This is a genomic window from Enterococcus thailandicus (assembly GCF_001886265.1).
GTDB lineage: Bacteria > Bacillota > Bacilli > Lactobacillales > Enterococcaceae > Enterococcus_B > Enterococcus_B thailandicus.
In genome coordinates this window covers 24,637-50,910 of the sequence record NZ_JXLE01000008.1, presented here as the reverse complement: position 1 = coordinate 50,910, position 26,274 = coordinate 24,637, and the positions used below count along the sequence as shown (strand labels likewise).

Sequence of the window (26,274 nt, the reverse complement as noted above, 5' to 3'; positions counted from 1 at the left end):
AAAATGAACAAAAAGTATCTTCCCTATGCCATTTCCATTTTGTTGATGGTCCTCATTTTGATAAAAAATTTTTTAACCAATCAATTAACTTTTCTACAATTATCAAATGATTCTTTCTTATGCGCGTTGCCGTTTTTGATTATCGGCGGATTTTTATGGGTTTTTTCCTCGGGTTTCTTTGATCATTTTCAACGATCGATTCACCTAGCTCGAACAAGAAACCGGAAGAAAAAACCAGAGTTCTCGCTGCTTTCATCTGCCAGCCATGGTATGTACAGCTTTTGGCTGATTATTGCCGGGATTTTACTTATTTTTTCAATTCTCTTCATGCTATTCGCTCTTTTATAATTGTTGATGAGAACAGGGTGTGTCGTTGGATCAATGACCTACCCTGTTTTTTCTCATCTTCAATTGTTAACGAATAAAAGTGGTTATTCTTCGATATATGTCCACTTGTAATCCCATGAAGCCCCAGCTGCGTGATGCACGATTCCTTTAACTTTTTCATTAACTAAATGACCTTCAGCCTTTTGGTAAACTGGTGCTACACCCATATCATCAGCAATGATTTTGTTTGCTTCTTGCAAATCATCCCAACGCGCTTTTTCATCGCCGGCATCAGTTGAAGAAGATGCTTTCACTACTTTGTCATACTCTTCATTACTCCATTGTCCACGGTTATAAGAGTTTCCTGTTACGAACAGATCAGTAAAGCTACTTGGATCTGCGTAGTCAGCACCCCAACCACCTAATACTGTGTCAAAATCACCTGATGATGAACGATCCAAACGAACAGAGAACGGTACTGGAACTGGTTTAACTTTCACACCATCTAAATTTTCTTGAATTGAGTTTTGGATATATTCAATTACTTTTTTCGTTGAGTCATCATCTGATGCCATCAACTCAAATTCGAGTGAATCAATACCTAGCTCTTTCTTCGCTTTTTCCCAATGTTCTTTTGCTTTGTCTTTATCATAAGAAACTAAATCACCAGCTTCTTTGGCAAAGTCTTCGTTTGTATCAGGATTTTTTGTCATGTCTGCTGGAATTAAGCCAGTTGATGCAACCGAGCCATCCCCCATAACTTGTTTTACTAATGCATCGCGATTGATTGAGTAAGAAATCGCTTTTCGCAAATCAGCATTGTTGAATGGAGAGTCTTCTTCACGTTGGTTAAACTCGATATAACTTGTACGAGCTTCTTTCACAGATGTATACGCTGGATCATTTGCATTTTGTTGTGCTAACTCACCTGATAAAATAACATCATCTGCTTGACCATCTTTAAAGAGATTCAATGAAGTAGAAGATTCTTTTACTACACTGACTTTGACTTCTGATAATTTCACTTCGTTCTTATCCCAGTATTCATCATTTTTCTTGTATGTCCATTCTGTATCCGTTCCTGGACCATCAAAGTCTTCTAATGTGAATGGACCATTGTATACTGCTTTGTCACTTGCTGAAGCATAAGCATCACCGTTTTCTTCAACAACAGCTTGACTTTGCGGGAAGAAAGATGGGAAAGCGAGTAAATATTGGAAATAAGGTGTTTGTTTTGTTAGTGTGATTTCTAATTCGTGATCACCATTCGCTTTGATGCCTAACTCTGATTTATCTTTTTTACCAGCTGTGATGTCTGCTGCATTAGCAACTGGTTCAAATAGATACGCATATTCAGATGCTGTTTTTGGATCAACCGTACGTTGCCAGCCATAAACATAATCTGCTGCTGTTACTGGTTCACCGTTCGACCATTTTGCATCTTCACGTAATTTGATTTTATAAGTTAAACCATCTTCGCTGACGTCTGCCAACTCACTTGCACCTGCAGGTTGTGGTTTACTATCTTTATCAAGACGATAAATTCCTTCATATACGTTGTTCAACGCTGTAAAACTAATTGTATCTGTCGCAACAGATAAATCAGCTGTTGGCATTTCTTGAGGTACAACTAAATTAAATACGCCGCCTCCACTAGCAGAACCACTGCTTTTTGTATTACTGCTCCCTGTATCTGAGCTGCCACCATAACAGCCAGCAAGGACAAGGCCACAAACCGCAACAAAACCAAAAGTTACTTTCTTTTTCATCTTTCGTACCCCTTTTATCGGAATTTTCAGAATAATTAAATATTTCTGAAGTTGTTTAAGAGTTTAATGAATAATTATTAAAAAAGCAACTACTTTTTTCTCTTTTTTCTTAAAATAATCTCTTTAATCAGTATTTTTCGTTAGATTTTTCAGAAAATTCCCTTTATTTATAAAGAAAATAACAATTTTTTGTTTTCAATAAAATAATACGTAAAAAAGATTTGATTTCTTAAAAAAAGGGTTCAATGTTCGGTTTTTGCTCAAAAAAAGAGCCGTACAAGTCATTTTCTTGCACGGCTCTTTCTCATTTTTTCTTCTTTTTATGTGGTTGGTCTTGGCACAAGACCTTTTGCCATCCAAATATCAGGCTTATTCCAGCCATTTGCATCTGGAATCACGCCAACAATTTGATACCCCATTTTCTCATAAAACTCATAAGGATGACTCTTCAAATTTTGAATGGCTTTTGCTTTATCAAAAGTATGCTCAAATAAATTCTCATAACTTAACGTTGTTCCATGATCCAGATCATCTGTACCTAAGTACATCGTGATTCCACCTTTTGATGTTACTTCTTTTTCTAGGTATGTCACAAGTCTGGTACCAATTTGATTTCTCCTTCGAGTGCTCTCTACTACTAAGGGATGCAATTCCCAGCCTGTCAATCGGTATTGAGGAATCGCTCCAACAAAACCAATCAGCGTATCTCCATCTAAGGCAGAAACAGCAATGCGATCTGGTTCCATCAACTGGTCAACTTCTTTTGTCGCATCAGTACCATATTCTTCTGGCCAAGTTAATCTCAATAAATCTGCAAGTTGGTCTCGCAGATCGAGATCGTCACGATCGAATTCAGTAATAATCATTTGTTTCCCCCCGTTCCAACTTATTTTAGCAATGATTGTGGAAAAACCCAAAGATTTCTTCTTGACGTTTAAAAAATGATCGATCATTTTAGATAAAAAAGAAGACGTGAACAAGTCACGTCTTCTAATAATAAACAGCGGTTTCTTACTTACTTGCTACTTTTTTCTCTTTCTTCATCTGCTTGCTACGCAATTGACCACAAGCTGCATCAATATCTGTCCCGTGTTCTTTACGAACGACACAGTTGACCCCATTTTTCTTCAAGACATCATAAAATTTCAAAACATCTGCCTTAGGGCTACGTGAATACTGGTCATGTTCACTTACTGGGTTGTATGGAATCAGATTGACATATGCTAATTTTTTCTTATCTTGTAACAAATCTGCTAACTGCTGTGCGTGTTCTGGCTGATCATTCACGTTGTTCAACATAATGTATTCAAACGTGATTCGACGATTCGTTTTCTCAAGGTATTCATCGACTGCTTCCATCAATTTTTCGATTGGAAAGCTTCGATTGATTCGCATGATTGACGTACGAACTTCATTATTGGATGCATGTAAGGAGATTGCTAAGTTTACTTGCAGCCCATTATCGGCAAATTCTTTGATTTTATTTGCTAAGCCACTCGTTGACACAGTGATGTGACGTGCCCCGATTGCTAGACCTTTCGCATCGTTGATAATATGCAAGAAATCCATCACGTTATCATAGTTATCAAATGGTTCACCAATCCCCATTACAACAACGTGAGATACTCGTTCACCTTCTCCGCGTTCATCAAAATAATGTTGAACCATCATGATTTGAGCAACGATTTCTCCTGCAGTTAAATCACGATTTTTTTTCAGTAATCCGCTAGCACAGAAGGTACAGCCAATATTACAGCCAACCTGAGTTGTAACACAAACGGACAGACCATACTCTTGACGCATCAAGACAGTCTCAATCATATTCTTATCCGGTAATTCAAATAAATATTTGACTGTTCCGTCAGCTGCTTCTTGCACAACCATTTGTCTTAATGGATTAATCACAAAGTTTTCTGTTAGTTTTTCAATCAAATTTTTTGATAAATTGGTCATTTCTGAAAACGCTGTTACCCGTTTTTGATAAAGCCATTCCCAAACTTGGGCTGCACGGAATTTCTTTTCGCCATTGTTGATAAACCAATTTGTTAGTTCTTCATTCGTCAAGCCATAAATGGACGTTTTTTCCAAAATTATTTCCCTCTTTTTCTCAAAGTTTCGCTACATACTATAACTGATTCTATCTGGGAATGCAAGAAAGTTTGCGAGATCCTTCACTTGTTCTTTCGTAGTGAAGTCCAACTAAAAAAACAGCCAGCACGGAGTATTCTCTGTGTTGGCTGTTTTTTTTACACACATATAATTTTTTGTTTCTATTAATTATAGATGATCCTCTGGCTGTCCTTCTGGTAAATCATTCATTGAATCTTCTAATTGCTCAATAAAGACTTTTCTTGGCTTGCTTCCTTCTGAGGGGCCTACCACACCATGCGTTTCTAGTTCATCTACTAGACGTGCTGCACGATTGTAGCCAATTCTAAATCTTCTTTGCAATAAAGAAATACTTGCCGTTTGCATCTCAACAACCAAAGCTTTCGCTTCTTCATATAACTCATCTTGTGGTTGTTCTGGAGTACCAGTGGTCTCGACCTCATCTGTTGGCATCATTTTTTCTTCATAACGTGCTTCTTGTTGTGCTGTTACAAAACTTACGACGCGTTCGACTTCATGATCAGAGATGAAGGCGCCTTGAACACGGATTGGTTTATTTTCTCCCATTGGTAAGAAGAGCATATCACCACGTCCAAGTAATTTTTCTGCCCCATTTGAATCAATGATCGTACGAGAGTCAGTCCCACTAGAAACTGCAAAAGCCATTCGCGAAGGAACATTAGCTTTGATAATCCCTGTGATAACATCCACACTAGGGCGTTGTGTTGCTAGAATCATATGGATCCCAGCAGCCCGAGCCATTTGTGCCAAACGAATGATTGCATCCTCAACTTCATTACTGGCAACCATCATCAAGTCTGCTAATTCATCAACGATTACCACAATAAACGGTAATGTCGGATGCTTCGTGCCATCTTCTAAATTCTTTTGTTGTACAAATTCATTGTACCCAGAAATATTTCTGACTCCTGTAGCGGCAAATTTTTCGTAACGTTCTTCCATTTCTTGAACAACTTTTTGTAAAGCTTGTGCTGCTTTTCTTGGATTTGTTACAACGGGCGTTAAAAGATGCGGAATCCCATTGTACATATTCAACTCAACCATTTTCGGATCAATCATCATTAATTTGACCTCATGTGGTTTTGCCTGCATCAAGATACTTGTGATAATACCATTGATTGCAACAGACTTCCCACTACCGGTGGAACCTGCCACAAGTAAGTGAGGCATTTTGCTTAAATCAGCTGTTTGTACGCGACCAGAAACATCACGACCTAATGGTACTTCCAAAAGTTTATCCGGATGTTTTGGCTGTGCTTCAATTACTTCTCTAAACGAAACCATACTGATTTTGCCATTAGGAACCTCAATCCCAATCAAAGATTTACCTGGAATTGGCGCTTCCATCCGCACATCTTTTGCTGCCAAAGCTAAGGCAATATCATCAGTTAAGTTAACAATTTTGCTTACCTTTACACCAACGGCAGGCTGTACTTCGAATTTCGTAACGGAAGGACCAAGACTCGCTTTCACTACTTTGGCATCTACGCCAAAACTTTGGAAAGTTTGTTCTAGCACACCAATATTTTTTTCGATTTTCTTATACTCATCACTTTGGTCCACTGCTGGAATCGAATCGAGCAAATCAACAGACGGTAATTCATACGCATGATTTTCTTCTTCAGCGGCAATCTCAAACTCTAAAACAGAGCCGTCATCTTCAGGAACTTCTTCTTCTTCAAGCCCTTCATGCGCATCAATCGGCAACGTTGTTTGTGTAGGTGTATGTTCAATCGGTGGCTTCGTCTGCATTTGTTCTTGGAAGCTATTGATTGGCACAAAACTCGGTTCGTTTGTTTCTGTCGCTGGTAATTCATCTGGTTCGTCGTTTCTTGTTTGTTGACGTTCCCGATTTTTTTCCATTTCGGCGATTTCTGCCTCAGCTGCTTCTTGAGCAGCCAAACGTTTTGCTTCTCTTGCTTGTGCTCGTTGTTCTTTTCTCTCTGCTTTTTCAGCTTGTTTTTTTGCTTGTTTTGCTGGGTCACCTTCCAACAATCCTTGCAGTCTCTCCCCTAATGTTTGGATGCCCTCCAGTAATTGATACCCTTCAAGATTGCTAAATAAAAACGCGCCGACAACCAATAGTAAAACAGCGACCAGATAGCTACCTGGTTGAGCAATCAAAAAGTAAGTGAAATGATACAACAGTGCTCCAACCATCCCACCACCTACATTACTACTGACTTGACTTTGCTTAATATCACTTGCTAATAAATCCCAAGTAGTGCCAAGAATATTCGGTTCTCCGCTGTGGAGCTTCCCAAATAAATGAGCGTGGAAGAAAAGTAATATTCCTAAATAAAAGAAAATACCTCCTACCAAACGTCGAGGTTTGCCAATCTTTAATTCCGTATTCTTGATAATGATCCAGAATCCTGTGATGGCTAATAACAAACAAAGAATTGGATAAGTGTTACCTGCAAAGATTCGAAAACCATTAGCAACTAAAGTTCCTAAGAACCCTAATCTTAAAAAACCAAATGCAGCAAATAAAATCAGTGCAAAACCGACAAAAATCGTCAAGAGTTGCTCTTGTTGCTGCTTTTGCTTTTTCGTCTTTTTCTTTTTCTTTGCAGGACGTTTTTTCTGCGCCATTATTTATCCCTCATTTCATTCCCCATTATACAAAAAAAAAGAAGGGAACTAAAGTTTTGTTTCAAAGAACTCGTCTCTTTCTTTTCATTTCGTCATTTTTTCATAAAAATGCGAAAGAAATTTGATTATAACAATGGAAGAAGTGAATGCTTTATTTTTTTATTATCAAGAATGAATTTTTCAGTTAAACTTTTGCTCGCAAAAAAGTTGAAACAACAGCTACGTAGCTATCGTTTCAACTTTTCGACTTCATTTTTTATTATTCGATTGATTCGCCATTTTCTTTAATGACTGATTGATACCAATAATAGCTGTCTTTTTTGTAACGTTCAAGCGATCCTTCTTGTGTTTCATCTTGATCCACATAAACAAAGCCATAACGTTTTTGGTAGCCATTCAACCAACTTAACAAATCTGTATAGGACCATGTGCAGTAACCTAAAACCGTCGCACCATCAGAGATTGCTTCTTTGATGGCTTTCACATGACTCGCCAAATAATTAATTCGATACTCATCATGGATTTTTTTGTCGTCAGTTAACTTATCATATTCACCTAATCCATTTTCGGTAATCAAAATAGGTGTTCGATAACGGCTGGTAATTCGACGAAGAGCAATTCTTAACCCTTCTGGATCGATTTCCCAGTCCCAATTTGTGCGTTCCACAAAAGGATTTTCAACTTTTTTGTACATTCCCGGTACACCGGTTTCTTCAGAAGAACCTTTTTTACCAGTTGTGTTCATTTTACCTGCGCCAACGCCATCTAAGGGGTTAAATGCATTCGTTGCTGTCTGATAATAATTGATACCTAAAAAGTCAGGCTTTGCTGATTCTAGCAGTTCTTCATCGCCCGCTTCAATCGTTGGTGCCCAACCTTGCTCCTCTAAAAACTTCATTGCAGCAATTGGATACTTGCCCCACATGTAGACGTCCATCCAATAATTTGCCATTAAATCTTCGGCATTTTCAGCAGCCAAAATATTTTTTGGATCGCTATTGATTGGATAATTTGGCGTATACGCAAAACTTGGACCAATTTTTCCTGGCATTTTTAATTCATGGAATTTATTGATTACAGAAGCATTCGCTAAATTCGCGATGTGATTCACTGCATACATTCTTTTTGGATCGGTTACACCTGGTGGATGAACAGCCAGTAAGTAGCCTAATGAAGTGAAGACATTTTGCTCATTTAAACTAATCCAATAATGAACTTTTCCACGAAAAGCTTCAAATAAAGTTTCAGCATACTTCGTAAAGTCTTCAATAATTTGGCGTGATTCCCACCCATTGTATTCATCTTGCAATGCTTGTGGCAAGTCCCAATGATACAAAGTAACCATTGGTTCAATGTCGTTTTTAATCAACTCGTCTACTAGTTCCTGATAAAAGGCTAACCCAGCTTGATTGACTTCCCCGCGACCTGTTGGGAAAATTCGAGTCCAGGCAATTGAAAAACGATAAGCTTTCAATCCCTGTTCCTTCATTAAAGCAATATCTTCTTGAAAGCGATGATAATGATCGACCGCTAAATCACCATTGGTACCTTTAAATGTTTTACCCGGAATTCGGACAAACCGATCCCAGACAGATTCTCCTTTACCATCTTCTTGCCAAGCACCTTCGACTTGGTAAGCAGCTGAGGCAGATCCCCATAAAAAATCATTTGGAAATGAAGTTAATGTTTGATGTTCCATTGTCTACTTCCTCTCTTCCTTCATTCAATCCTTACAACCTTAGAATAACACGAAACCCCTTTCAGTTCAAAGAGTTTTATCGAAAAAGACTAGACATTTTAAAATAAGGATAGTGTTTCAGTTTTATTGGCATTAAGGCTGATTCAAACAAATAATTTGTGTAGTAATAAAATATCCCTAGTAAAAATTCAATTTCAGGAATAATCAAATCAATGAGCTTCAGTGTGAAAATAGCCATTATTTGCTTGTTTTCATTGCTTACCATAATAGGTTATTTTAAATCGATTGAAAAAAATTCAAAACTATTTTTCAACTTCTTTCATAAATAAAATACTTCTTCAGCAATCACAGCTTTACTTACTCAGGAAAGAATATTCTGACCATGGCTAGGCTTTCGAATTCTTTCAAAAATAAACCTAGTCTAACGCACTCCATTTTTTTGGGGTATATAATTCGACATGCCTGATCTCGTCATAATTCACTTTATTTGAATGAATGTAAATCCCTAATTCATCATGACCATCAATCTGTCCGATAAGTTCATCAGAATAGTGACCTTCCACATCTATTTCTTCTTTTTGGATCGCGACTGCTTTATTTTTGATGATTGCTTTGTTTAAGACTCGAGCGATTTCTTCGTTTGTCATTTTCACCTTTGCCAAATTGATTGTCCTTTTTTCTTTCGCTTGGCAAGCAATTTTTTCAGTATGGTCAGACAAATACATCCCTTGCCACTTGATTATTCCACGATCTTCATAATCAACCATGATTGATTCCTCCATTTCCACCAGCGTGTCCACCAACCAAATGACTTCGGTCAATACTTCTTGCACCTTCAAGATAAGAAGATGCATGAACAATTGAGCTAAAACCATATTTTTCTCGAATTTTATCAATAATTCGATCCAAATTTTCCTCTTTGATTTGTTTTTCTGGATTGCTAAACAAATCCAATTGCATCGACTCTGTATAAACTAACTTGCTATAGGAGATGGAGACTTTGCGAACTTCTTGACCATTATAAAATTTATTAAATAAATACACGCAATACATTTGTAGCTGTTTCGTATTATCAGTCAAAGGTATTTTCATTTGGCGAGAAAAGCCTTCTTTCTCTTCTAATATAGATGTGCCAATACCTACATGAATACAACTTGTTTTACAGCCGTGCTTTCGAATTCTAATGGCTACTTGCTCAGCCATTTCTTTCACGACAATCTCAATCTCATTTCTTCTAGTATAATCTCTTGGTAATATTTGAGAATTGCCATAGCTTTTTTCTTTGGTTGGTGGTGGCGCAACTGCGATATCGGTTCGATCTATACCATTTGCATGAAAATATAATTGCAGACCTATCACACCAAATTTATTCTTAAGTAAATCAGGTTTCCAATTAGCTAAATTTTCGATGGACATAATGCCCATCTGATGTAATCTTTTTTTCGTTCGTGAACCAATCCCCCAAAAATCGGTCATTTCTGCTATGTTCCAAACTTTCTTAGAGATATCTTGATATGTCCATTCAGCGATAAACCCGTTATTTTTTTTGGCTTCGTTGTCTAATGCCAGTTTCGCAAGCAAGGGATTGTCCCCAATTCCAACAGTTGCGATCAAACCCATTTTCTGATAAACATGCCGTTGAATTTTTCTAGCTAATTGTTTTCGCTGCTTACTCCGACTTTTTCCTTCTGTCGTAAATAACTTCATCGACTTAGTGACTTTCAAAATAGATTCATCAATTGAATAGATTAACAAATCTTCATCAGTTACATACTGCCTAAAAATATCATTCACTTCCATGTTTCTCTTGATGTATAAATTCATTCTAGGTGCGGCAATAACTAGGCTATCAGGAAAAGGCGAAGGCAGATCTCTTGGACGACTTACATTGGAGATTCCGTAATGTTTCTTAGCCATCGGTGATGAAGCCAAAATAAGTCCTGAACCAGTATTGTCAGCTTGGCTCATTACAACCAGTTCTGTTGCTAAGGGATCCAGTCCACGTTCAACACATTCAACTGAGGCATAGAAACTCTTTATATCAATCATGAAATAGTCATTCACTGGTTCATTTGAATAGTCTAACACGTCGTTACACCTCACTTCACGCCCTCATTATACAAACATACGTTCCCTTTGTAAACTGATTGTTCCAAGTTTTTCAAAAAAGAACACAGGAAAGAAAGGGTTCCAGATTGATTTTTCTTTTTCGTGTATAGTCTTTGCCAAACAAAAAATCCTTTTTTAGTTTCGAAAATAAAATGACAAAATTTCTAACGAATCAAAACTTTTCTTCACACTTTGTTTCCAAGACCCTCTTTTTTTCAAAAAGTATAGCTAAATGTGTTACCGAAATGCTTGAAACTGGTTTATGCATATCAGTTGGTGCTTTTGGTGGATGTGTTCGTTTTATCCAAGAAGCTAATCAAAAGCCAAAAATTCGTATCTTTTCCAAAAATTAGGTATGGTAATCATACATACTTGGAGGTGCAAAAATGGAAATTTTGTTAAAAAATGTGCGTGTTGAAACAAATTACTTAACAGCTGGAAATTATACGTATGGAACGGAAACGAGAACAGTCGATATTTTATTCAACCAAGACACGATCGTTTCTGTTCGAACTGCTGGCGAAACACCCGACAAAAATCGACAGGTTATTGATGGCAAAAATGCACTTTTTCTGCCCCAATTAAGAGAAATGCACTGTCATTTTGATAAAAGTAAACTGGGTATTCCTTGGACACCCATCGAGCCAGCAGCAAACATTGTCGAGCGCTTTACTCGAGAGTACGACTATTTAGAATCTGCACCGCTTTCTTTTGACGAACGAATGAAAAATTTGCTCGATTTGGAATTGCTTCATGGCGCCACGCATTTTCGTTCGCATATTGATGTTCATCCCTTAGTCGGTCAACGTTATTTAGAAGGGGCACAAAAAGTTTTAACTGAGTATACAGATAAACTGGCGTACGAATTAGTTGCCTTTCCACAACATGGATTACTTCGTTCAAATGCTTACGATGAAATGAAAAAAGCTTTGCAAAATGGTGCAAGCTTGGTCGGCGGAGTTGATCCACTCAGTCTTGATGGTAACTTGGAGAAATCATTAACAACCACATTTGATTTGGCTACACAATTTGATGCGCCCATCGACCTTCACCTGCATGAACGCGGTGACAACGTTCGCCAAACTTTTGCAAAGATCATTGCATTAACTGAAGAAAGTGGCTGGGCTGGCAAAGTAACTGTCAGTCATGCTTATGGGCTGAAAGATTTATCTGCTAGTGAACGAAAAGAACTGTTTCCACGTTTAGCAGAAAATAACATCACGATTATCTCAAGCATTCCACTGAACCCTGTGATCCCACCCCTAACAGAATTAAGGACTGCTGGGGTAAAAACATTCATTGGCTGTGACAATATTTATGATTGCTGGTCTCCTTTCGGTAATGGTGACGTGCTAGATAAACTAAATCGTTATGCCGAAATTTTTAATTTGACGAGTCAGCAAGCACTTACTGAAAGTCTCGAATTAGTGACGAATCAGCCGCTAATTGAGCCAGATGGTTGGGTAAAAATCGGCATGCCCGCAAATTTCACATTAGTTGATGCAACTTCCACTGCTGAATTTGTAGCACGAAAAATCCCTATTTCAGCTAGCTATTTTAAAGGAAAGAAAGTAACAATTGATTAACAAAAAAGCCATTGCTCTATTTAAGAGCAGTGGCTTTTCCATATATCATTTGAAAATCAATCGCAAATCCTGATTAACGTAACGAATTTTCATTACTTACCTTTTCTTATATCTATGACCTGTACGGACATTGGTTAAGACAGACCTGTTGACCTTGTCTCATCTTTTTTCTCTTAAAAAAAGCAAATAAGAACCACATCTATACCAGATATGGTTCTTATTTTGAAAAAGTGAACACAATTTATAAGAGTAAACGATCATCACCGTTCTAACTAATTCAGCTAGCTGATTTCACTTTTACTGGTATTTTTTAAAAAAAGTTTTCCTTTAAAAAATAGCGCTACTAAAATACTAAGTCTCATTACACTATCTACCAAATTAAAACGAATACTTACTTCAGGATGTTTATACGTATAAATAAGGAAGATCAATAGTGTTATCGACAGTAAGATATTCTTCCAATTTTTTTTAATCATTCCCATGATAAGCATCTGGATACCTATCACAAGAAAAAAGAGAGGAAAAACAAAAAAATTCATTATTGTTAGCAAGAAACTGGTAGTTATCGTCTGCTGAAACATTGCTAAAAATTGACTAAAAAAGAAGCTATTCCAAGTTAATATGCCTATGAACAAAAAAATCGTTCTTATCCACGGATTAATTACCATAAAAAATACGGTTGAAAATAGTATTAATGCATAACTAAGTTCCATCATTCTCTGTTCGTCTCCGCTTCTTTGGTTTCTACTGTTGTCACATTTCTTCTTTTGCTAAGGCCAAAAGTTTGTCTTTAAACGCTTTACAGATATCTTTCTTCGCTTCTACTGATTCTTCGCCCTGTTCAATACCAAGGGCTGCATCTGAACCCCCAAACAGGGTAAGTAATCCGATTCTAAATCCATAAATAATTGGATGTTCTACGGCTGAACTTAACAGTGCCTCTTTTGCACTTTCTAACATATAATCTTCAGTGGCACCATATCTTGTAGCAATAAAATTCGTATAACGATAACCATATAAACTAGGTTCTCCTAAGTAATCTGTAAAAGCACTAGCAAGTGATCGTTCATTTTTAAGTACTTGGTAAGCCATATTCCATGCATCAACATCAGAAATCAAGTCTTCTCTTGAAAAGAAGCTCTTGGCATTTTCACCCGTACCACCAATCCAATCATAGCTAAAGTTATAAACAGATTCAATTATATCTTTTTTATTCCAATAATCAATTAGGAAAGTATCTAAATCACCCAACCAGCCACAGCCATCGCCAAGGTTTGCTCCGCTAATATCAGGTAACCCATGCTGTAAATAACCTGCAATAGCGGCGAAACAATGTGCGCCACCAATAGTATCGCCACTGCTAGGATCAATATAATCAAAATATCGTTCATTTTCAGGTACTTTCGAATGAACAAGTGCTACAAAATCATCATCAATTTTCCCCGCAACGGATTCCCAAATGTACCCTGAATATACCTCGTGTCTAAAATAATCTGCAACTAAATGTGCTCGATGAAGTGGTAAATACAAAGGCTTATACTCTTTAGCTAGATCTTCCACTTTTTGAACAAACGCAATAAAATTATTTTGATCGTTCTCGTAATTAGTTACTTGTGTATTGACGACTGCTGCGTTTCGACCAGGAATAGGCGCAAAATCTTCGAAGTTTCGACCATAACCAAGCTTTATTTCTTTTGGCGAACCAATCCCTAGGTCACTTAATTTAGCTGTCACTTCAATAAAGTTACTTTTTTTGATGATTTTTGCTTGTCCTATTTCCTCCCAAGAAAAATCAGAACCTGTCCCTGTATAACGATAAATTTTATCATTTTGAATCATCCGATTCATCTTTGCATTTGGCCAAGCCCAAACGTCCATTCCAGCTCCAGCACCTGTATCTAAGTAAAAATTGCTAGAGGTATCTAGCTCATATCCTCGTACATAAATATAAAGATTTTTACTATCTTCGGCTGCACTCAAATCAAAAATTTTACCTGAACCCATAGCTAGAGACTTAACTGTTACCCACTCAGAAAAATCCCCCGTTGAGCTAATTGTCGTTTTTAATTTTTTAGACATGTACATCGTATAACTAAATTGAGAAATTTCAGATATTGTGTCTCCAATCACTTGAGCGACTTTAAACGTGACCGACTTATCGATTTTTATAGGCCCAGAATACACCGTGCCATTCTCTAATGTCGGGTTCAAGCCATTCGTTGTATAGATTAATTTATCCCCAGTGTAGTTAAAGGATAAATTAAATGGTTGGGTATAATTTCCAGATTTATGCGATGCATAAATCACTTTTGGTTGTAACCAATTATCCCTTTTGACTTGCGCATACGCCCAAATATAAGTTTCGCCCATTCCGACATTCACGCCATCCATAATCGCTTGATGAATTCTTTTCCAGACATGTGCGTCCTTTTCCGGATCAAGTACAAATCCCGTAAAGTAATGAATTTTTTCCGAAGGATAGCCCAAATTATTTTGAATGAATTCTAATACATCTTGATGTTCACGCATCTGATTCTTAATCAAGTAATCATAATCTTCCAGCATAAAGAAATCAAGATTTGGATATGCCCACTCTACTTTAGGAAAATTTACCATTCCCATCATCATCGGTGTTCGAGTCTTATCCATAACAGAAGGTGGGAAGAATAATACTGTGAACTGTGCATTTGAATAATTTGCTTTGACTGCGTCACGCAACATTAATGTAAAGGAACCAATTTTTGTTTGCAACCATGAAAGCATTGATTCATGACCAACGATTGATTCGTTAACTGTATGAAATTCATGCATATCTAATCCAGTTTCTGCTTTATAAAGATTTCTAGTGGCTTGGTCATAAAAACAAGGAGTTAATTCATCTTGATGCCACCACCAAGGTTCTCCTAATTGCACGATAGGCGTTAAGCCAAATTGATTGGAAATGTCAGCTAGGCCAACTGCTAGTCGTTGATAAAATGCTTGAACTTCTGCATTTGTGAAACTTAAAAAATGCGGGGTAGGTGTCCAACCACTTGTCCCTGGTGTTCCATCATATGTTCGTTGCCACCATCCTTCTTTCGCATCTACATTTTCCATGGAAATTGAATGAATAATAGCCATTTGGTTATCAGCTAATCGTCTTACATAGTCTTTATACCAAGCTTCAAATGCCTGATTGAACAATTTATCTTCGAGTAAAATCCCAGTACCATCTACAATTTTTTTATCATAGTAATGGGAGGCACCAATGTAAAAGTTCACAATTTTGGTATAACCTAATTGGAGATAGCTATCAATAATCCGCTCAGGTGTTAAATTATAACTATCATCATAATCATCACACATTCTGATTACTCCAGGAGAAGCGGCTACTGTTTCATTGCCAAGAAAGGTGTCCCCTGTAACTTTCCAGTTCGTCATACTCATAGCAAAAGGATAAGAATCATCTAAATATTGAGTAGTTCCTCCAATTCAAGATGAAGTATTGGCTCTGTTTGACTAGATAATTCAGCTTCATCCTTAAACCACTGAACCTCTGGTGTATATGGTTCCCATAAAATTTGTTTGTAGTCGATATTGCTGTGAAATTTCATAACTGACATCTTCTCCATAGCCCACCGTAAGATTACTCTGAGTCCCCTCTATATACGCCAATGAACGAAGTATCGTTTGTTCGGAAACTCCAGACATGACCAAGTGTGCTTCCAATGAATTCCGTACTGTTTCTAGGTATTCGAGTTTAGTTTCTATATAACGCACTGGATTCCCTTCAAATATCCATCTCTGTATAGTGCCCCCCATACCTAGAAACTTTACATGCGAAATTAAATTCCGACTAAACGCACGCTCGCCTATATATCCAATTTTCTCTGGTAGCACTAAACTTGTTAACAGATTACTATCAAAAGCACCTTGGCCTATCCACTGTACACTGCTCGGAAACGTTATATCTGATAAGCGGTTTGAACCAAAAACACCGACAGATAGGGATTGAAGGTTCTCGGAAATCTGTATACTATTAAGCCGATTTCTTATAAAGGCATAGGGGTCGATGGTTGTCACACTATTAGGAATTATTAGGCTTGTAAGTTGGTTGTCAGAAAAAGCATATGTTCCTATTCCAACCATTGTATCAGGGATTGTCACACTTGTAATACTATCCCCTTGAAACGCGTGAGATCCAATAAGAGTCACTGGCGAGGGATTTACCCACCCAGCTAATTGATTAGTAACTTTCGAAGGAATTTCTACATGTCCTCCTGGTCCCAAATAACCGGTCACAGTTGCTGATGAATTGCCGTCCGTTCCCTCAAACCGAAAGATTATATCATCTATAATTATCCAGCTTGGCTCAATTCCTGACTCTAACTCATCAGATTCGTCTCCAATCTTATTTTCTAGAATTTCATTCTCATATAAACGATTTTCTTCTAATTCAGGGATTTCTGATTCTAAAAACTCAGTAGGTAAATGTTCTTTGTTGTGCTGATTTTCATCTTCGACGGGCAGTTTTTCGCTAGACACTTCTGCTTTTTCAGAAGTTTCTTCTGCCATTTTATCAGTGCTTACTTCCGCCTCACTTGTGGCGACGATTTCTGTTGCTTGTACGATACTTGGCATCATCAAAGCTAAAACCATACATAGGACGGAAAACTTCTGCCAAATTTTCTGTTTCATGTTTTCACCTACTTCTTTTTTCGTTTTGAATACACTAACCAAGCAATCACTAATAATAACAACACGACCACACCACTAGCAATTGCCAAGTAAAGACCGGTTCGATTCGTTTCTAAATTCACCGCTTTCTCATTTAGTTCTCTGGCTTCTTTTGCGGTGATGGTAAAGTTTTTTTCGAATTGCCACTCTTCCTTGCCAGAAGCAACAACCATTTTTAGTCGATAGTCGCCAGCCTGTAATGGTTTCGTCCCTGTACTAATCCCAAAAGGTAAAGTCGAATTAGGTGCCATGCGCATATCGCCTCGTGCTTCTGTATAAATCGGTGTCTCGTTTCCTTTTTCAAACACTTGTGCTTCTACCTGTACGTCATTCAAAATCATTGCTGCTTGATTTTGAATCGAACCAATCACAAAACTTCGACGGTTTCGTTGGTCTACGTTTACTTGTGTGAGGTCTACCACAGGTGAAATTTCTTGATCCGTTTGGTTAATGACCACAGCTAAGGAATAGGAAAAGCGGTTTGTGATTTGGCTCTCACTTTCTGGTACTTGTTCAGAAACCGTGATTCCACCCAGTAAGATGCCATCAAAAGATTGTTCTGGCATCTTTACTTTCGCTTCAACCGTGCGCGTTTCGTTTGCAGCTAGTGTGATTGCTTGGTCTTCGAGTTCAACGATTTCAGCAAAATTAACTGGTAAGGTATCATCCGGTTCTGCCTCACTAAATCCATAGTTGATCACACCATTACTATTGGTTGTTGCAGTATTCACACCTATATCAAGGGTCATTTCTTCTTCCGAATTGTTTGTAACTTGAACTGCCAACGTCTCTTCCTGTTTTGGTTCTAAGTTGATATCAAAATACGAAACGCCTTCATTCGTTTGGCTTTCGGGCAACACTGCTTGCACACTAAAATCAGGTGAACTTGCTTCTACTACACTGCCTCCCGTAAAAAACAAACCTACTACAGAGGCAAAGCAAATCAATCCCACTACTACTCGTCGCACGTATGCATCTTCCTTTCTTTTTTGACTGTTTTTTAGTTATGAACAAGAAAAGGGAATAAGTACCCTTTTTTGTTGTTCATTCTTTTTTGCTTTTTTGTCTTGACTTACTCAGGTCCGTTTGTCAAATTCCACATCAAACTTGTTTCGTATGCCCCTACACCTGCACGTGCGGGTACATCTAGTGTGACATTCCCCATCCCCATGGAAATCACACCAGCATCGGCCTCTTGATTATCCGCTTGTGCAAAAACTTCATCTTCTGTATTGACAATTAGCGCACCCGAAGTAGTCGTTACGCCATAGTCATTGTTTGCCACATGTGGATTCAGCGTCATAACAGAGCCGTCCATGAATGCTGTTGCTTGACGAACGGTCAATGTCCAGCCATCTCGTTCCCCACGAATATCTTCTACCGTGACCATGTTTTCAAATTCTTGTACTTCTGACTCTTCATCAAGCCCAAAATCTAGACTTGCCGTCAAACGTTGAGCCTCTGTTGAGAATTCCGCACTTCCAAAGTCTAATGAAGAAACATAACGAATCGATAACCCATCTCCACGATCTGGATTAATCACTTCTGGATCAATCGGTGGTTCCGGATTTTCTGGATCGATTGGCGGAATCTCTGGATTTTCTGGATCAATCGGTGGAATCGTAATTTCCGCTGTAACTGAAGAGTTTGCATCAAGCGGTCCATTATATGTCGTTGCAGAAACTTGAATACCTGTCCCTACTAGCATTGCCATTAAGGCAGCTGTGCTCATTAATTTGATTGATTTCATCTTTTTCCTGCTTTCTAATCTTTATTTTTCTAAGTTTGTTGTTGTTATTTTAAATACTTTTTTCATAAGGAGTTTTAGCTTGAGTTACCCAATGTTTAGCCCAACGGACCGTCTGTTAATTCCCAGATAATCGTCGTTGTATACTCACCTGAAGCATAATCTTCTCCAGGAATAACTAATTGAACAGCTTGATCTGGTTGTGCCATTCCCATGGAAACCGTGTGACGTGCATATGGTACTTGACCAGCTTCCGCAAAGGTTGTTGCATTAGTGCTTAATGAAATTTCTCTGCCAGGCTCAATGCCAAAGTCTTCTTGATTACTACTATGAACATATGGATTCATTTTGATTTCTGCACCATCTAAGAAATCAGCTTCGTACCGAACCGTTAAAGCCCAGCCTTGACGTTGTGCATCTGCGCGTCGATCTTGAACGGAAACCATTGGTGAAAAAACTTGTCCTGCTTTATCTACATCATCTGCAGCATCAATCACTTGTTCTTCACCATTCAACACAACTGTGCCAAAATCTAAAGGAGATACATACAAAACATCTAGTAAACCAGGTTCTGGATTTGGCTTTTCTGGGTCAATTGGTGGTTCTGGCACCTCCGGATCAATCGGTGGAATGACAATTTCTCCATCATCTTCAATCAATACTCGTACAGAACTCTCTGCTTTTCCTGCTTCTGGAAACTCGGTTGTAGCTTGTGCAACAACACTACCTCCTGTAATAGCTAAAATACCGACAGCTGTTAATCCAATTTTTTTCATTATTCCTGTTCCTTCTTTCTTTTTCTAGTTTTGATTAAATATGCTCCACTCAACAGTAGTAATACACCGCTAAAGAAGAACTTGTTATTTGCAATGCTCCCTGTTTTGGGAAGCAAATTGTTCTCGTTATTGACCAACTTACTATCTTGCGGATTGATGATTCTCACACGTACTTCAGATTCTCTTTGGACCGTTGTTCTGGCATTTACCTCTGAGGTATAACCCAAACTCAGCGTACAAAGAAGTGCTAGAAAACATGAACGAATAAATTTACACACTGTTTTCCTCCCATCTTCTTTTTAGCAACTTAATTACCAACAAATGACATCTCGCTCAATTTCATCAATATATTCAATCGATAAAATTCTTCCCATACGAGCAGACAAAACTTTTTTGATTTCTGCTTCAGTCATTTCTGGCTCAAATGCAAAAGCTCGTTCTACATGTAACATCCCACCATTTTTTCTTTGACTACAAAATCCCACACGATAAACATTAATATTTTTCATTTCCATACTGCCCATATTATCCCCCCTTTCGCATTATGGTGGTGGCTGGCGAATCAAGTACCTCAACTCTATAATTTATGTTAGCAAGCACTCGAAATTTCCGCATTTTTCTTTTGTCCGAAATTGTCCATTTTTCTGTAGCAAGGAGGAAATTTGCTTTTTTAACGACCAAAACCAGCCATTTATTCCTAAATAGCTGGCCAAATGATTTTAAATGAAATTTATTCAGTCAGGACTAGTAAGATAAGCCATTTTGTTTTTCTATAAAACAAAAACCTCTTTTGCTCACACAAAAGAGGTTCCAGACTGTAAACAAAGTCCCAAAAAAGGGGTGCCATCTATAGTTTTTTTATTTTACACTTAATATACGAAAACACTTTAAAGAAATGCGGAAGAAACATGTCAAAACACTCAATGAATGAAATAAATCAATACATGATGGTTTCCTTGTTGGGAAAAGTCACAGTGCATACGGGGCTAAAAGAAAAGCCTTCATCTTTCTTTTTTTACTTTGATACTAAGACAAAAAATACGTTCAACACTCTATTTTCTAAATGTTGAACGTATTTGTCTACAGTCTGAGGGACTATCTATTGAAGGTAGTCCCTTTTATCACGTAATAAATAAAGAGCTTAGCATCTAAATCAGCTAAGCACTTTCAACACCATCTATTCTTGCAAACTTACCTTTAAAGCTTTAACCTCAGTAAGTGTCATCAAAACCAGCAAACTAACTAGATAAATACTACTTAAAAAAATGATAACTGCGGTCAAATCATAATGATCCATCAAAAAACCAATAATAATAGAAGAAAAACCACCAACTGCACGTCCTAAGTTCATAATGAAATTATTCGCAGTTGCTCTAATTTCAGTTGGATATAAACTACTAATAATTGCACCGTACCCGCCATACATGCCGTTGATAAAATAGCCAACGACAACTGCAGCTGCGATTAAACTCCACTGACTGTGAGCCATTACCAGTAGGAATACTGACAATGAAGAACAAATCAAAAATAACGTAAATGCAGTTCTAGGTCCTAATTTGTCCATAATGATACCAAAAGTCAACATTCCTAGTGACATCCCTGCAATCGTACTAACCATCCATATTGAAGAACCTGAGACAGATAAACCTAATTGTTTCTGCATAATGGAAGGTAACCAATTCATCAAACCAAAGTAACCAGCAATTTGCACTGTCACCATGATACTTAGACCAATTGTTTGCCAGGCTAGTTTCTTTGTTTCAAATAGATTAATCAGTTTCGTTGGTTTACCAGTCACTCGCTTTTTCTGGAATTCCTCTGGTTCCTTCAATCCTCGACGTATAAATAAAACCATTAGTACTGGCAGTACCCCAATAACATACAACATTTTCCAACCTAGCAAAGGAATAACGAGAGCTGCTAAAATAGCTGCTAAAGCAGCCCCTACCTGAGCGCCAATTCCTGCAATCGAAGAAGCTCTTCCAATTTGTTTTTTCGAAAAGCTTTCAGAAATTAAGGACATACATGCGCCATATTCTCCTCCTGCACCGATCCCTGCGATAAAACGAAAAAGATAAACGAGATAGATATTTGAAGCAAAAAACATCAATAATGAAGCAATTGAGAATAAAATGACTGTTTGTGAGAATACTTTTACTCGTCCATATTTATCTGCCATGAGCCCAAAAAAAATACCTCCAACGAGCATCCCCAAATTAGTGATTGTAGCGATCATTCCCGCCTGTGTTCCACTAATATGAAAAGTTGCAATCATTGAAGATAAAGAAAAAGCTAAAAACATGATATCCATATTTTCTAATGCGATTCCCGCTGATGTTGACAATAAAACTTTCCGTTGATACTTTGACATTTCACCTTACCCCTTTTCCTGAAAAATAACCCTAAATTATCGAAATTATACATATAAACGAAAGAAAATGCAAGTACTTTTGAATTTTAAATTGAGTATAATTTCAGCAATCCAAGTATTATGAATAAACGGCTCACTCATAACTGTCGCTAATTAGTACTTTAACTGACTAAATAGTCAATGAATTGTTGCAAGCTTGTCGGTATAGTGAATTCAAATAAAAGAAGCTTTTCACTTGAAGGTTCCTCCTCTCCTAACTGATTATTCTATTAAATAAATGAGTATGGTTGAATTAACTGTTGCGTAATTCAACCATACTCATTTTCTCATTATATATTGCGGTAAACTGCTAATCTTAGCTGGTGATTTTACGCCTTCATCACCAGCGATAGTGGTCCTTAAATCTACATAACTTTGCAAAGAAACATCTTTTAAATAAAATGAAGTTTTCCATCACTAACTTCGGCATTTAGAATCAAAATTTCAAATCCTGCAATCGAATTGGCTAAGCAAATTTTCCCAGTTTAGTTTTTTTCAGGATCTACATCATTAATCACCTCAAAAATTGTCCGATTGTTTCTCGTGATTCTACATTCTAATTCTAACTGTATTGCTATTTTCGCCTGCTATATCACTAACTATTAATCTTAGATACAAAATACATCATTAAAATAATAGAGTGTTGAGCGTGTTTTTCTAAAGTCTGAATCTCTTTTGCTCACACAAAAGAGATTCATTATTTTCTTAATTAATATTCAAATTGACGATAATAACGACGAATATCTAGTGGATGACAATTTAGTTTTTCAACGTGAGCATCAATTCGTTGTGTCACGCAGTGCATCAATAAATGAGATAATACTCTCCCTCTATTTTTTTCACTAATTCCTTCGATAGGATAGTCTTTTGAATCAATAAACGTATAATTTCCACAGATACGCGGTAATAGTTTTTTTACGCGTTCAGCTAGTGGCCGTTGCTCATCTTCGCCTAGGAATAAAGTTACTGGTGTTGTTTCATCAACGATTTCTAATGTGCCATGTAAAAATTCAGCTGCATGAATTGACTTGGATCGCAACCAACTTTGTTCTTCCCAATAACACATTGCATACGAATATACGCCTCCCCATTGATTACCAGCACCAATGAAATAATGCATTGCATCGTGGCGATGTTTTTCCGCGAACGCTTGACCAAAAGTATCTGCCTGCTTTTCTGCCTCAACTAATCCTTTGGCTAAATGACCTTCTAGTTCCGCATAATATTCTTCATAGTCAGGAAAATCACCATTGTTATTCATTAGTCGATCAGCTACCATAAAGAATTTGATTTGTTCTGTACCAGGTGCAGGATAAGTGATTACATGGTCACAGCTTTCAGCAAGTGGTGTATCTTTCGTATCAATAAATCCTACTAATGTTGCCCCAACTTTTTCGATTTCATTAACTGCTTTAACAACTTCTTCCGTTGTTCCTGTAACAGATGACAAAATCACAAGTGAATCTTTCGTTAATCTCCGATTTCCTGTCGTATAATATTCGGCAGCATGTTGAACGTAAACCGGTAAATTACTATGTCCCTTAATGTACGTTTCCGCTTGTAGTGCTGAAGCGTATGTTCCTCCAATTCCTAAATAAAAAATGTTATCATATCCTTTTTCGCAAATCTTATCTACGATTTGCTCTACGTGTGGACGCAAGTTTAATGCACCTTGAATATCATCAACTTGTTTTTGTTCATTAAATTTCAACATTTTTAACTCTCCTCAACTTTTTCTATTTTACTTTTTAATACTGAATCAAAATCATTAAAAATTCGTTTGCTTAAATCTATCCCTTTGGTTGTGGCTATCCGATAAGCTAATACTTGAAACGGAATAACTAGTAGTAGTGGAGAAAACTCCTCAGAAACAGCAATATTCAATGCCAGAGTATCACTATCAGGGCTGTCCTCTGTTGTAATCTTGAACAATTTACCAACATAATTAGCCATATAATTTGCTAATGCGTATGACCGACTTTTGTTACAACTTGGCGTTTCAACAAAAAACAGTGTATGTTCCCAGTTTGCCTCCAAATAAGGACCGTGCATGTATGACTCTAGCTCAAATCCTTGGCTAGGACGACGAACTGTTTCAGTGAATTTCGTTTCAAATTCTTTTACCGTTCCCCAATTTGGTCCATAACCTAATGCAACGAATCTTCCACCAAGTTTCAATATTTTCTCGTGTTGTTCAAAAAAAGCATTCGACTGGTCAATCACTCCTTGAAAATGACTGATTAGCTCATATAATTCTTTTTTTAATTCGTTTAGTCTGTGACTATCAATCTGTTTTTTAGAAACGCCAACACGAATGGCAAGTAGCATAAGATGTAACACCGTTGCTGAAAAACCTTTTGTCACAAACCCTACTGTCTCAACTCCCATATTCAAATCAATTACATAATCAGCTACTTGTGCAATGGGACTTGTTACATCACTTGTTAAAATAATTTGTTGTATCTCACTACTTTTTAAGTTTTTGATAGCATCCACAGTAGAAGCACTTTTCCCGCTTTGTGAAACACCGATGATCGTATCTGTTCCCGCTATCAGTCGTCCATAATGATTAAAATGATACGGCTCTTCAATCACAATCGTAGCATCAGCTATTTTTTCAAATGCCATTTTAGCGGATAAACACGCATTATACGAAGATCCTGTAGCCAAAATTGTCACTGTTTTCAGCTTTGTCAATCTGGGATCTAACGTAAAATCATACTCATCTAAAATTTTAGACAGTGCTTTTTGTTCCTCATTGATATAGTGAAGCATTGTCATTGGTTCCATTTTATTTCCCCCATTCTAAAAAAAGCCGACCCATGAACCAAAAATCCCAAAGATAGCTAAGCCTAATAAAATCGTTAATGCTTTGACTTCCTTTTTAAGTAAGTAAAAGACCACACCGAAAGCGCCAAGCGATAAAATTTGAGGAACAATATCGTCAAAAATACTTTGAACTGTTACTGCATTTTCTCCTGTGCCAATTTTTAATGGAATATTGATATCAATCATTGAAGCTGTCATTCCTCCCACTACCATCAAACCAATGATCGACGCTCCCAATGTCAAACTTCCCATCATGCCATTTTCTTGAATTTTCTTTAAGAACCCTGTTCCCAATTTATATCCCCAAGATGTTGCAAAATAACGAAATAGTAAATGAGGTATGTTGAAAATAAGTATAAATAGAATAGGTCCTAATATATTTCCTTGCATTGCTAACGAAGTACCTACACCAGTAGCAATTAAACGTAGTGTTCCCCAAAAGAAAGAATCGCCGATGCCTGCCAATGGTCCCATAAGTGAGGTTTTGATATTATCAATCGTGGACACATCAAAATTGGGATCGTTGGCATTTTCTTCTTCCATCGCTGCATTGATTCCTAAAATCAGCGTAACAATGTGTGGTGTTGTATTGAAAAACTCCAAATGACGTCTCAAAGCATTGGCCATTTCGTTCTTAGTTTTGTAAAGTTTTTTCAAAATAGGAATCATTGCATAACAATAAGCAAGATTCATTTGTCGCTCATAATTCCAAGAAAATTCCATCTGAAATGAACGCCAAAATACTTTGCTCAGATCTTTCTTAGTGATTTTCAACTCATTATTCTCATTAGAAGTCATCATCAACTATCCCTCCTGTTGAAGTTTGGGCACTGTTTTCTTGATTACCACGTACATTCATAATGTTAACAACTACGACTGCTACGATAGCGCCAAAAATTGCGATTCCAGTAACTGGAATTTCTAGATAAGCAGCTAAAGCAAAACCTAGGAAAAAATACGGTGCTACTTCTTTATTGATTAAAAGTCGTGCGAGCATAGCAAATCCAAGTGCTGGAATCAATCCCGTCGCTACAGATAATCCATGCTGAATGAAATCAGGAATCATGTTTAATAAATCACCGATTGTTTTACTACCCACCACAAATGAAACCATGACCACTAAACCTAGCATCAATGATAGACCAAACCCTGCAGTCAAATGCATTCGCTCAATACCTTTATAGTTTCCTTCTAGAGCGTATTTGTCCGCTTTTTGGTTCATGATTGGAATCAAAAGGCCAAGATAGACATTCTTTAAAATCAAAGTCAATGTCGCAATAGGTAAGCCCAATAGCAAAGCTGTTTCGGGTCCCGCATCAGCAGTAATTGCGAAAGCTGTTCCCAACACACCACCAGTAACAACATCTGGTGGAATCGCTGCACCAACAGAAAATGAACCGATAAATGCTAATTCTAGAGTAGCTCCCATAACGATTCCAGTCTTCAAATCACCTAATACTAGTCCAGTAAATAGACCTGTAACGATTGGCCGTGACAGTAATGATGTTCCTAATGCATATTCCGACTGGGCAATAAATGCAACGAGTCCGAGTAAAATTGCTTGAATGAACATTTTTCTTC

General features: G+C 37.4%; 21 protein-coding genes. 2 read left to right on the top strand and 19 right to left on the bottom strand.

The window, feature by feature from the left end:
• The first annotated feature begins 3 nt into the window (after positions 1–3).
• Positions 4–348: a DUF3899 domain-containing protein gene (locus tag RV17_RS07135; RefSeq protein WP_067482591.1), complete on the top strand. Its 345-nt coding sequence runs from the start codon at positions 4–6 to the stop codon at positions 346–348.
• Positions 349–431: 83 nt separating this feature from the next.
• Here the strand turns inward: RV17_RS07135 and RV17_RS07130 are convergent, their stop codons facing one another.
• The 7 genes from RV17_RS07130 to RV17_RS07100 all read right to left on the bottom strand — a co-directional run bounded on the left by RV17_RS07130 (position 432) and on the right by RV17_RS07100 (position 10,608).
• Positions 432–2,096 carry a peptide ABC transporter substrate-binding protein gene (locus tag RV17_RS07130; RefSeq protein WP_071868863.1) on the bottom strand — a complete coding sequence of 555 codons (1,665 nt, stop codon included), beginning with the start codon at positions 2,094–2,096 and terminating at the stop codon, positions 432–434.
• A gap of 320 nt (positions 2,097–2,416) precedes the next feature.
• The gene (gene aac(6'), locus RV17_RS07125; protein WP_067482595.1) at positions 2,417–2,962 is read right to left on the bottom strand and encodes an aminoglycoside N-acetyltransferase AAC(6')-Ii; all 546 of its coding nucleotides are present in this window, start codon (positions 2,960–2,962) and stop codon (positions 2,417–2,419) included.
• A 145-nt stretch (positions 2,963–3,107) separates the two neighbouring features.
• Positions 3,108–4,184, bottom strand: coding sequence for a dual-specificity RNA methyltransferase RlmN (rlmN, locus tag RV17_RS07120; protein WP_071868862.1), 1,077 nt, complete (start codon positions 4,182–4,184; stop codon positions 3,108–3,110).
• Positions 4,185–4,373: 189 nt separating this feature from the next.
• Positions 4,374–6,821, bottom strand: a complete 2,448-nt coding sequence (locus RV17_RS07115) for a DNA translocase FtsK (RefSeq protein WP_071868861.1) — start codon at positions 6,819–6,821, stop codon at positions 4,374–4,376.
• A gap of 259 nt (positions 6,822–7,080) precedes the next feature.
• Entirely contained in the window at positions 7,081–8,520 is a 1,440-nt protein-coding gene (locus RV17_RS07110) for a glycoside hydrolase family 1 protein (protein WP_071868860.1), read from the bottom strand.
• A gap of 416 nt (positions 8,521–8,936) precedes the next feature.
• The gene (locus tag RV17_RS07105) at positions 8,937–9,287 is read right to left on the bottom strand and encodes a hypothetical protein (protein ID WP_071868859.1); all 351 of its coding nucleotides are present in this window, start codon (positions 9,285–9,287) and stop codon (positions 8,937–8,939) included.
• Complete coding sequence (locus RV17_RS07100; RefSeq protein ID WP_071868858.1) at positions 9,280–10,608, bottom strand: Y-family DNA polymerase; 1,329 nt, start codon at positions 10,606–10,608, stop codon at positions 9,280–9,282. The genes RV17_RS07105 and RV17_RS07100 overlap by 8 nt, the downstream gene beginning before the upstream one ends.
• Before the next feature lie 407 nt (positions 10,609–11,015).
• Here RV17_RS07100 and RV17_RS07095 point away from each other — a divergent pair, with 407 nt between their 5' ends.
• Positions 11,016–12,215 carry an amidohydrolase family protein gene (locus RV17_RS07095; RefSeq protein WP_071868857.1) on the top strand — a complete coding sequence of 400 codons (1,200 nt, stop codon included), beginning with the start codon at positions 11,016–11,018 and terminating at the stop codon, positions 12,213–12,215.
• A gap of 753 nt (positions 12,216–12,968) precedes the next feature.
• On the opposite strand, the gene RV17_RS07085 is transcribed toward RV17_RS07095, so the two are convergent.
• The 12 genes from RV17_RS07085 to RV17_RS07030 form a co-directional block, all read right to left on the bottom strand.
• Positions 12,969–15,635, bottom strand: a complete 2,667-nt coding sequence (locus tag RV17_RS07085; RefSeq protein ID WP_169819329.1) for a non-contractile tail sheath protein — start codon at positions 15,633–15,635, stop codon at positions 12,969–12,971.
• Between the two features lie 99 nt (positions 15,636–15,734).
• Positions 15,735–16,892: a leucine-rich repeat domain-containing protein gene (locus RV17_RS07080; protein ID WP_071868854.1), complete on the bottom strand. Its 1,158-nt coding sequence runs from the start codon at positions 16,890–16,892 to the stop codon at positions 15,735–15,737.
• A gap of 8 nt (positions 16,893–16,900) precedes the next feature.
• Complete coding sequence (locus tag RV17_RS07075; protein ID WP_071868853.1) at positions 16,901–17,899, bottom strand: WxLIP family cell surface protein; 999 nt, start codon at positions 17,897–17,899, stop codon at positions 16,901–16,903.
• Positions 17,900–18,003: 104 nt separating this feature from the next.
• Positions 18,004–18,681 carry a WxL domain-containing protein gene (locus tag RV17_RS07070; RefSeq protein ID WP_071868852.1) on the bottom strand — a complete coding sequence of 226 codons (678 nt, stop codon included), beginning with the start codon at positions 18,679–18,681 and terminating at the stop codon, positions 18,004–18,006.
• A gap of 95 nt (positions 18,682–18,776) precedes the next feature.
• Positions 18,777–19,454: a WxL domain-containing protein gene (locus tag RV17_RS07065; RefSeq protein WP_071868851.1), complete on the bottom strand. Its 678-nt coding sequence runs from the start codon at positions 19,452–19,454 to the stop codon at positions 18,777–18,779.
• Positions 19,454–19,621, bottom strand: coding sequence for an LPXTG cell wall anchor domain-containing protein (locus RV17_RS13820; protein ID WP_368027101.1), 168 nt, complete (start codon positions 19,619–19,621; stop codon positions 19,454–19,456). Before RV17_RS13820 ends, RV17_RS07065 begins: the two co-directional genes overlap by 1 nt.
• 144 nt (positions 19,622–19,765) lie before the next feature.
• A complete protein-coding gene (locus tag RV17_RS07055; RefSeq protein WP_071868849.1) occupies positions 19,766–19,978 on the bottom strand; it encodes a hypothetical protein in 213 nt (70 codons plus the stop codon).
• Positions 19,979–20,631: 653 nt separating this feature from the next.
• Complete coding sequence (locus RV17_RS07050) at positions 20,632–21,825, bottom strand: MFS transporter (protein ID WP_067482647.1); 1,194 nt, start codon at positions 21,823–21,825, stop codon at positions 20,632–20,634.
• Between the two features lie 748 nt (positions 21,826–22,573).
• Complete coding sequence (locus RV17_RS07045) at positions 22,574–23,578, bottom strand: SIS domain-containing protein (protein WP_071868848.1); 1,005 nt, start codon at positions 23,576–23,578, stop codon at positions 22,574–22,576.
• A gap of 2 nt (positions 23,579–23,580) precedes the next feature.
• Positions 23,581–24,654 carry an SIS domain-containing protein gene (locus RV17_RS07040; protein ID WP_071868847.1) on the bottom strand — a complete coding sequence of 358 codons (1,074 nt, stop codon included), beginning with the start codon at positions 24,652–24,654 and terminating at the stop codon, positions 23,581–23,583.
• A 15-nt stretch (positions 24,655–24,669) separates the two neighbouring features.
• The gene (locus tag RV17_RS07035; protein WP_370629891.1) at positions 24,670–25,494 is read right to left on the bottom strand and encodes a PTS system mannose/fructose/sorbose family transporter subunit IID; all 825 of its coding nucleotides are present in this window, start codon (positions 25,492–25,494) and stop codon (positions 24,670–24,672) included.
• Complete coding sequence (locus RV17_RS07030) at positions 25,481–26,266, bottom strand: PTS mannose/fructose/sorbose/N-acetylgalactosamine transporter subunit IIC (protein ID WP_071868846.1); 786 nt, start codon at positions 26,264–26,266, stop codon at positions 25,481–25,483. The genes RV17_RS07035 and RV17_RS07030 overlap by 14 nt, the downstream gene beginning before the upstream one ends.
• Positions 26,267–26,274: the final 8 nt, after the last annotated feature.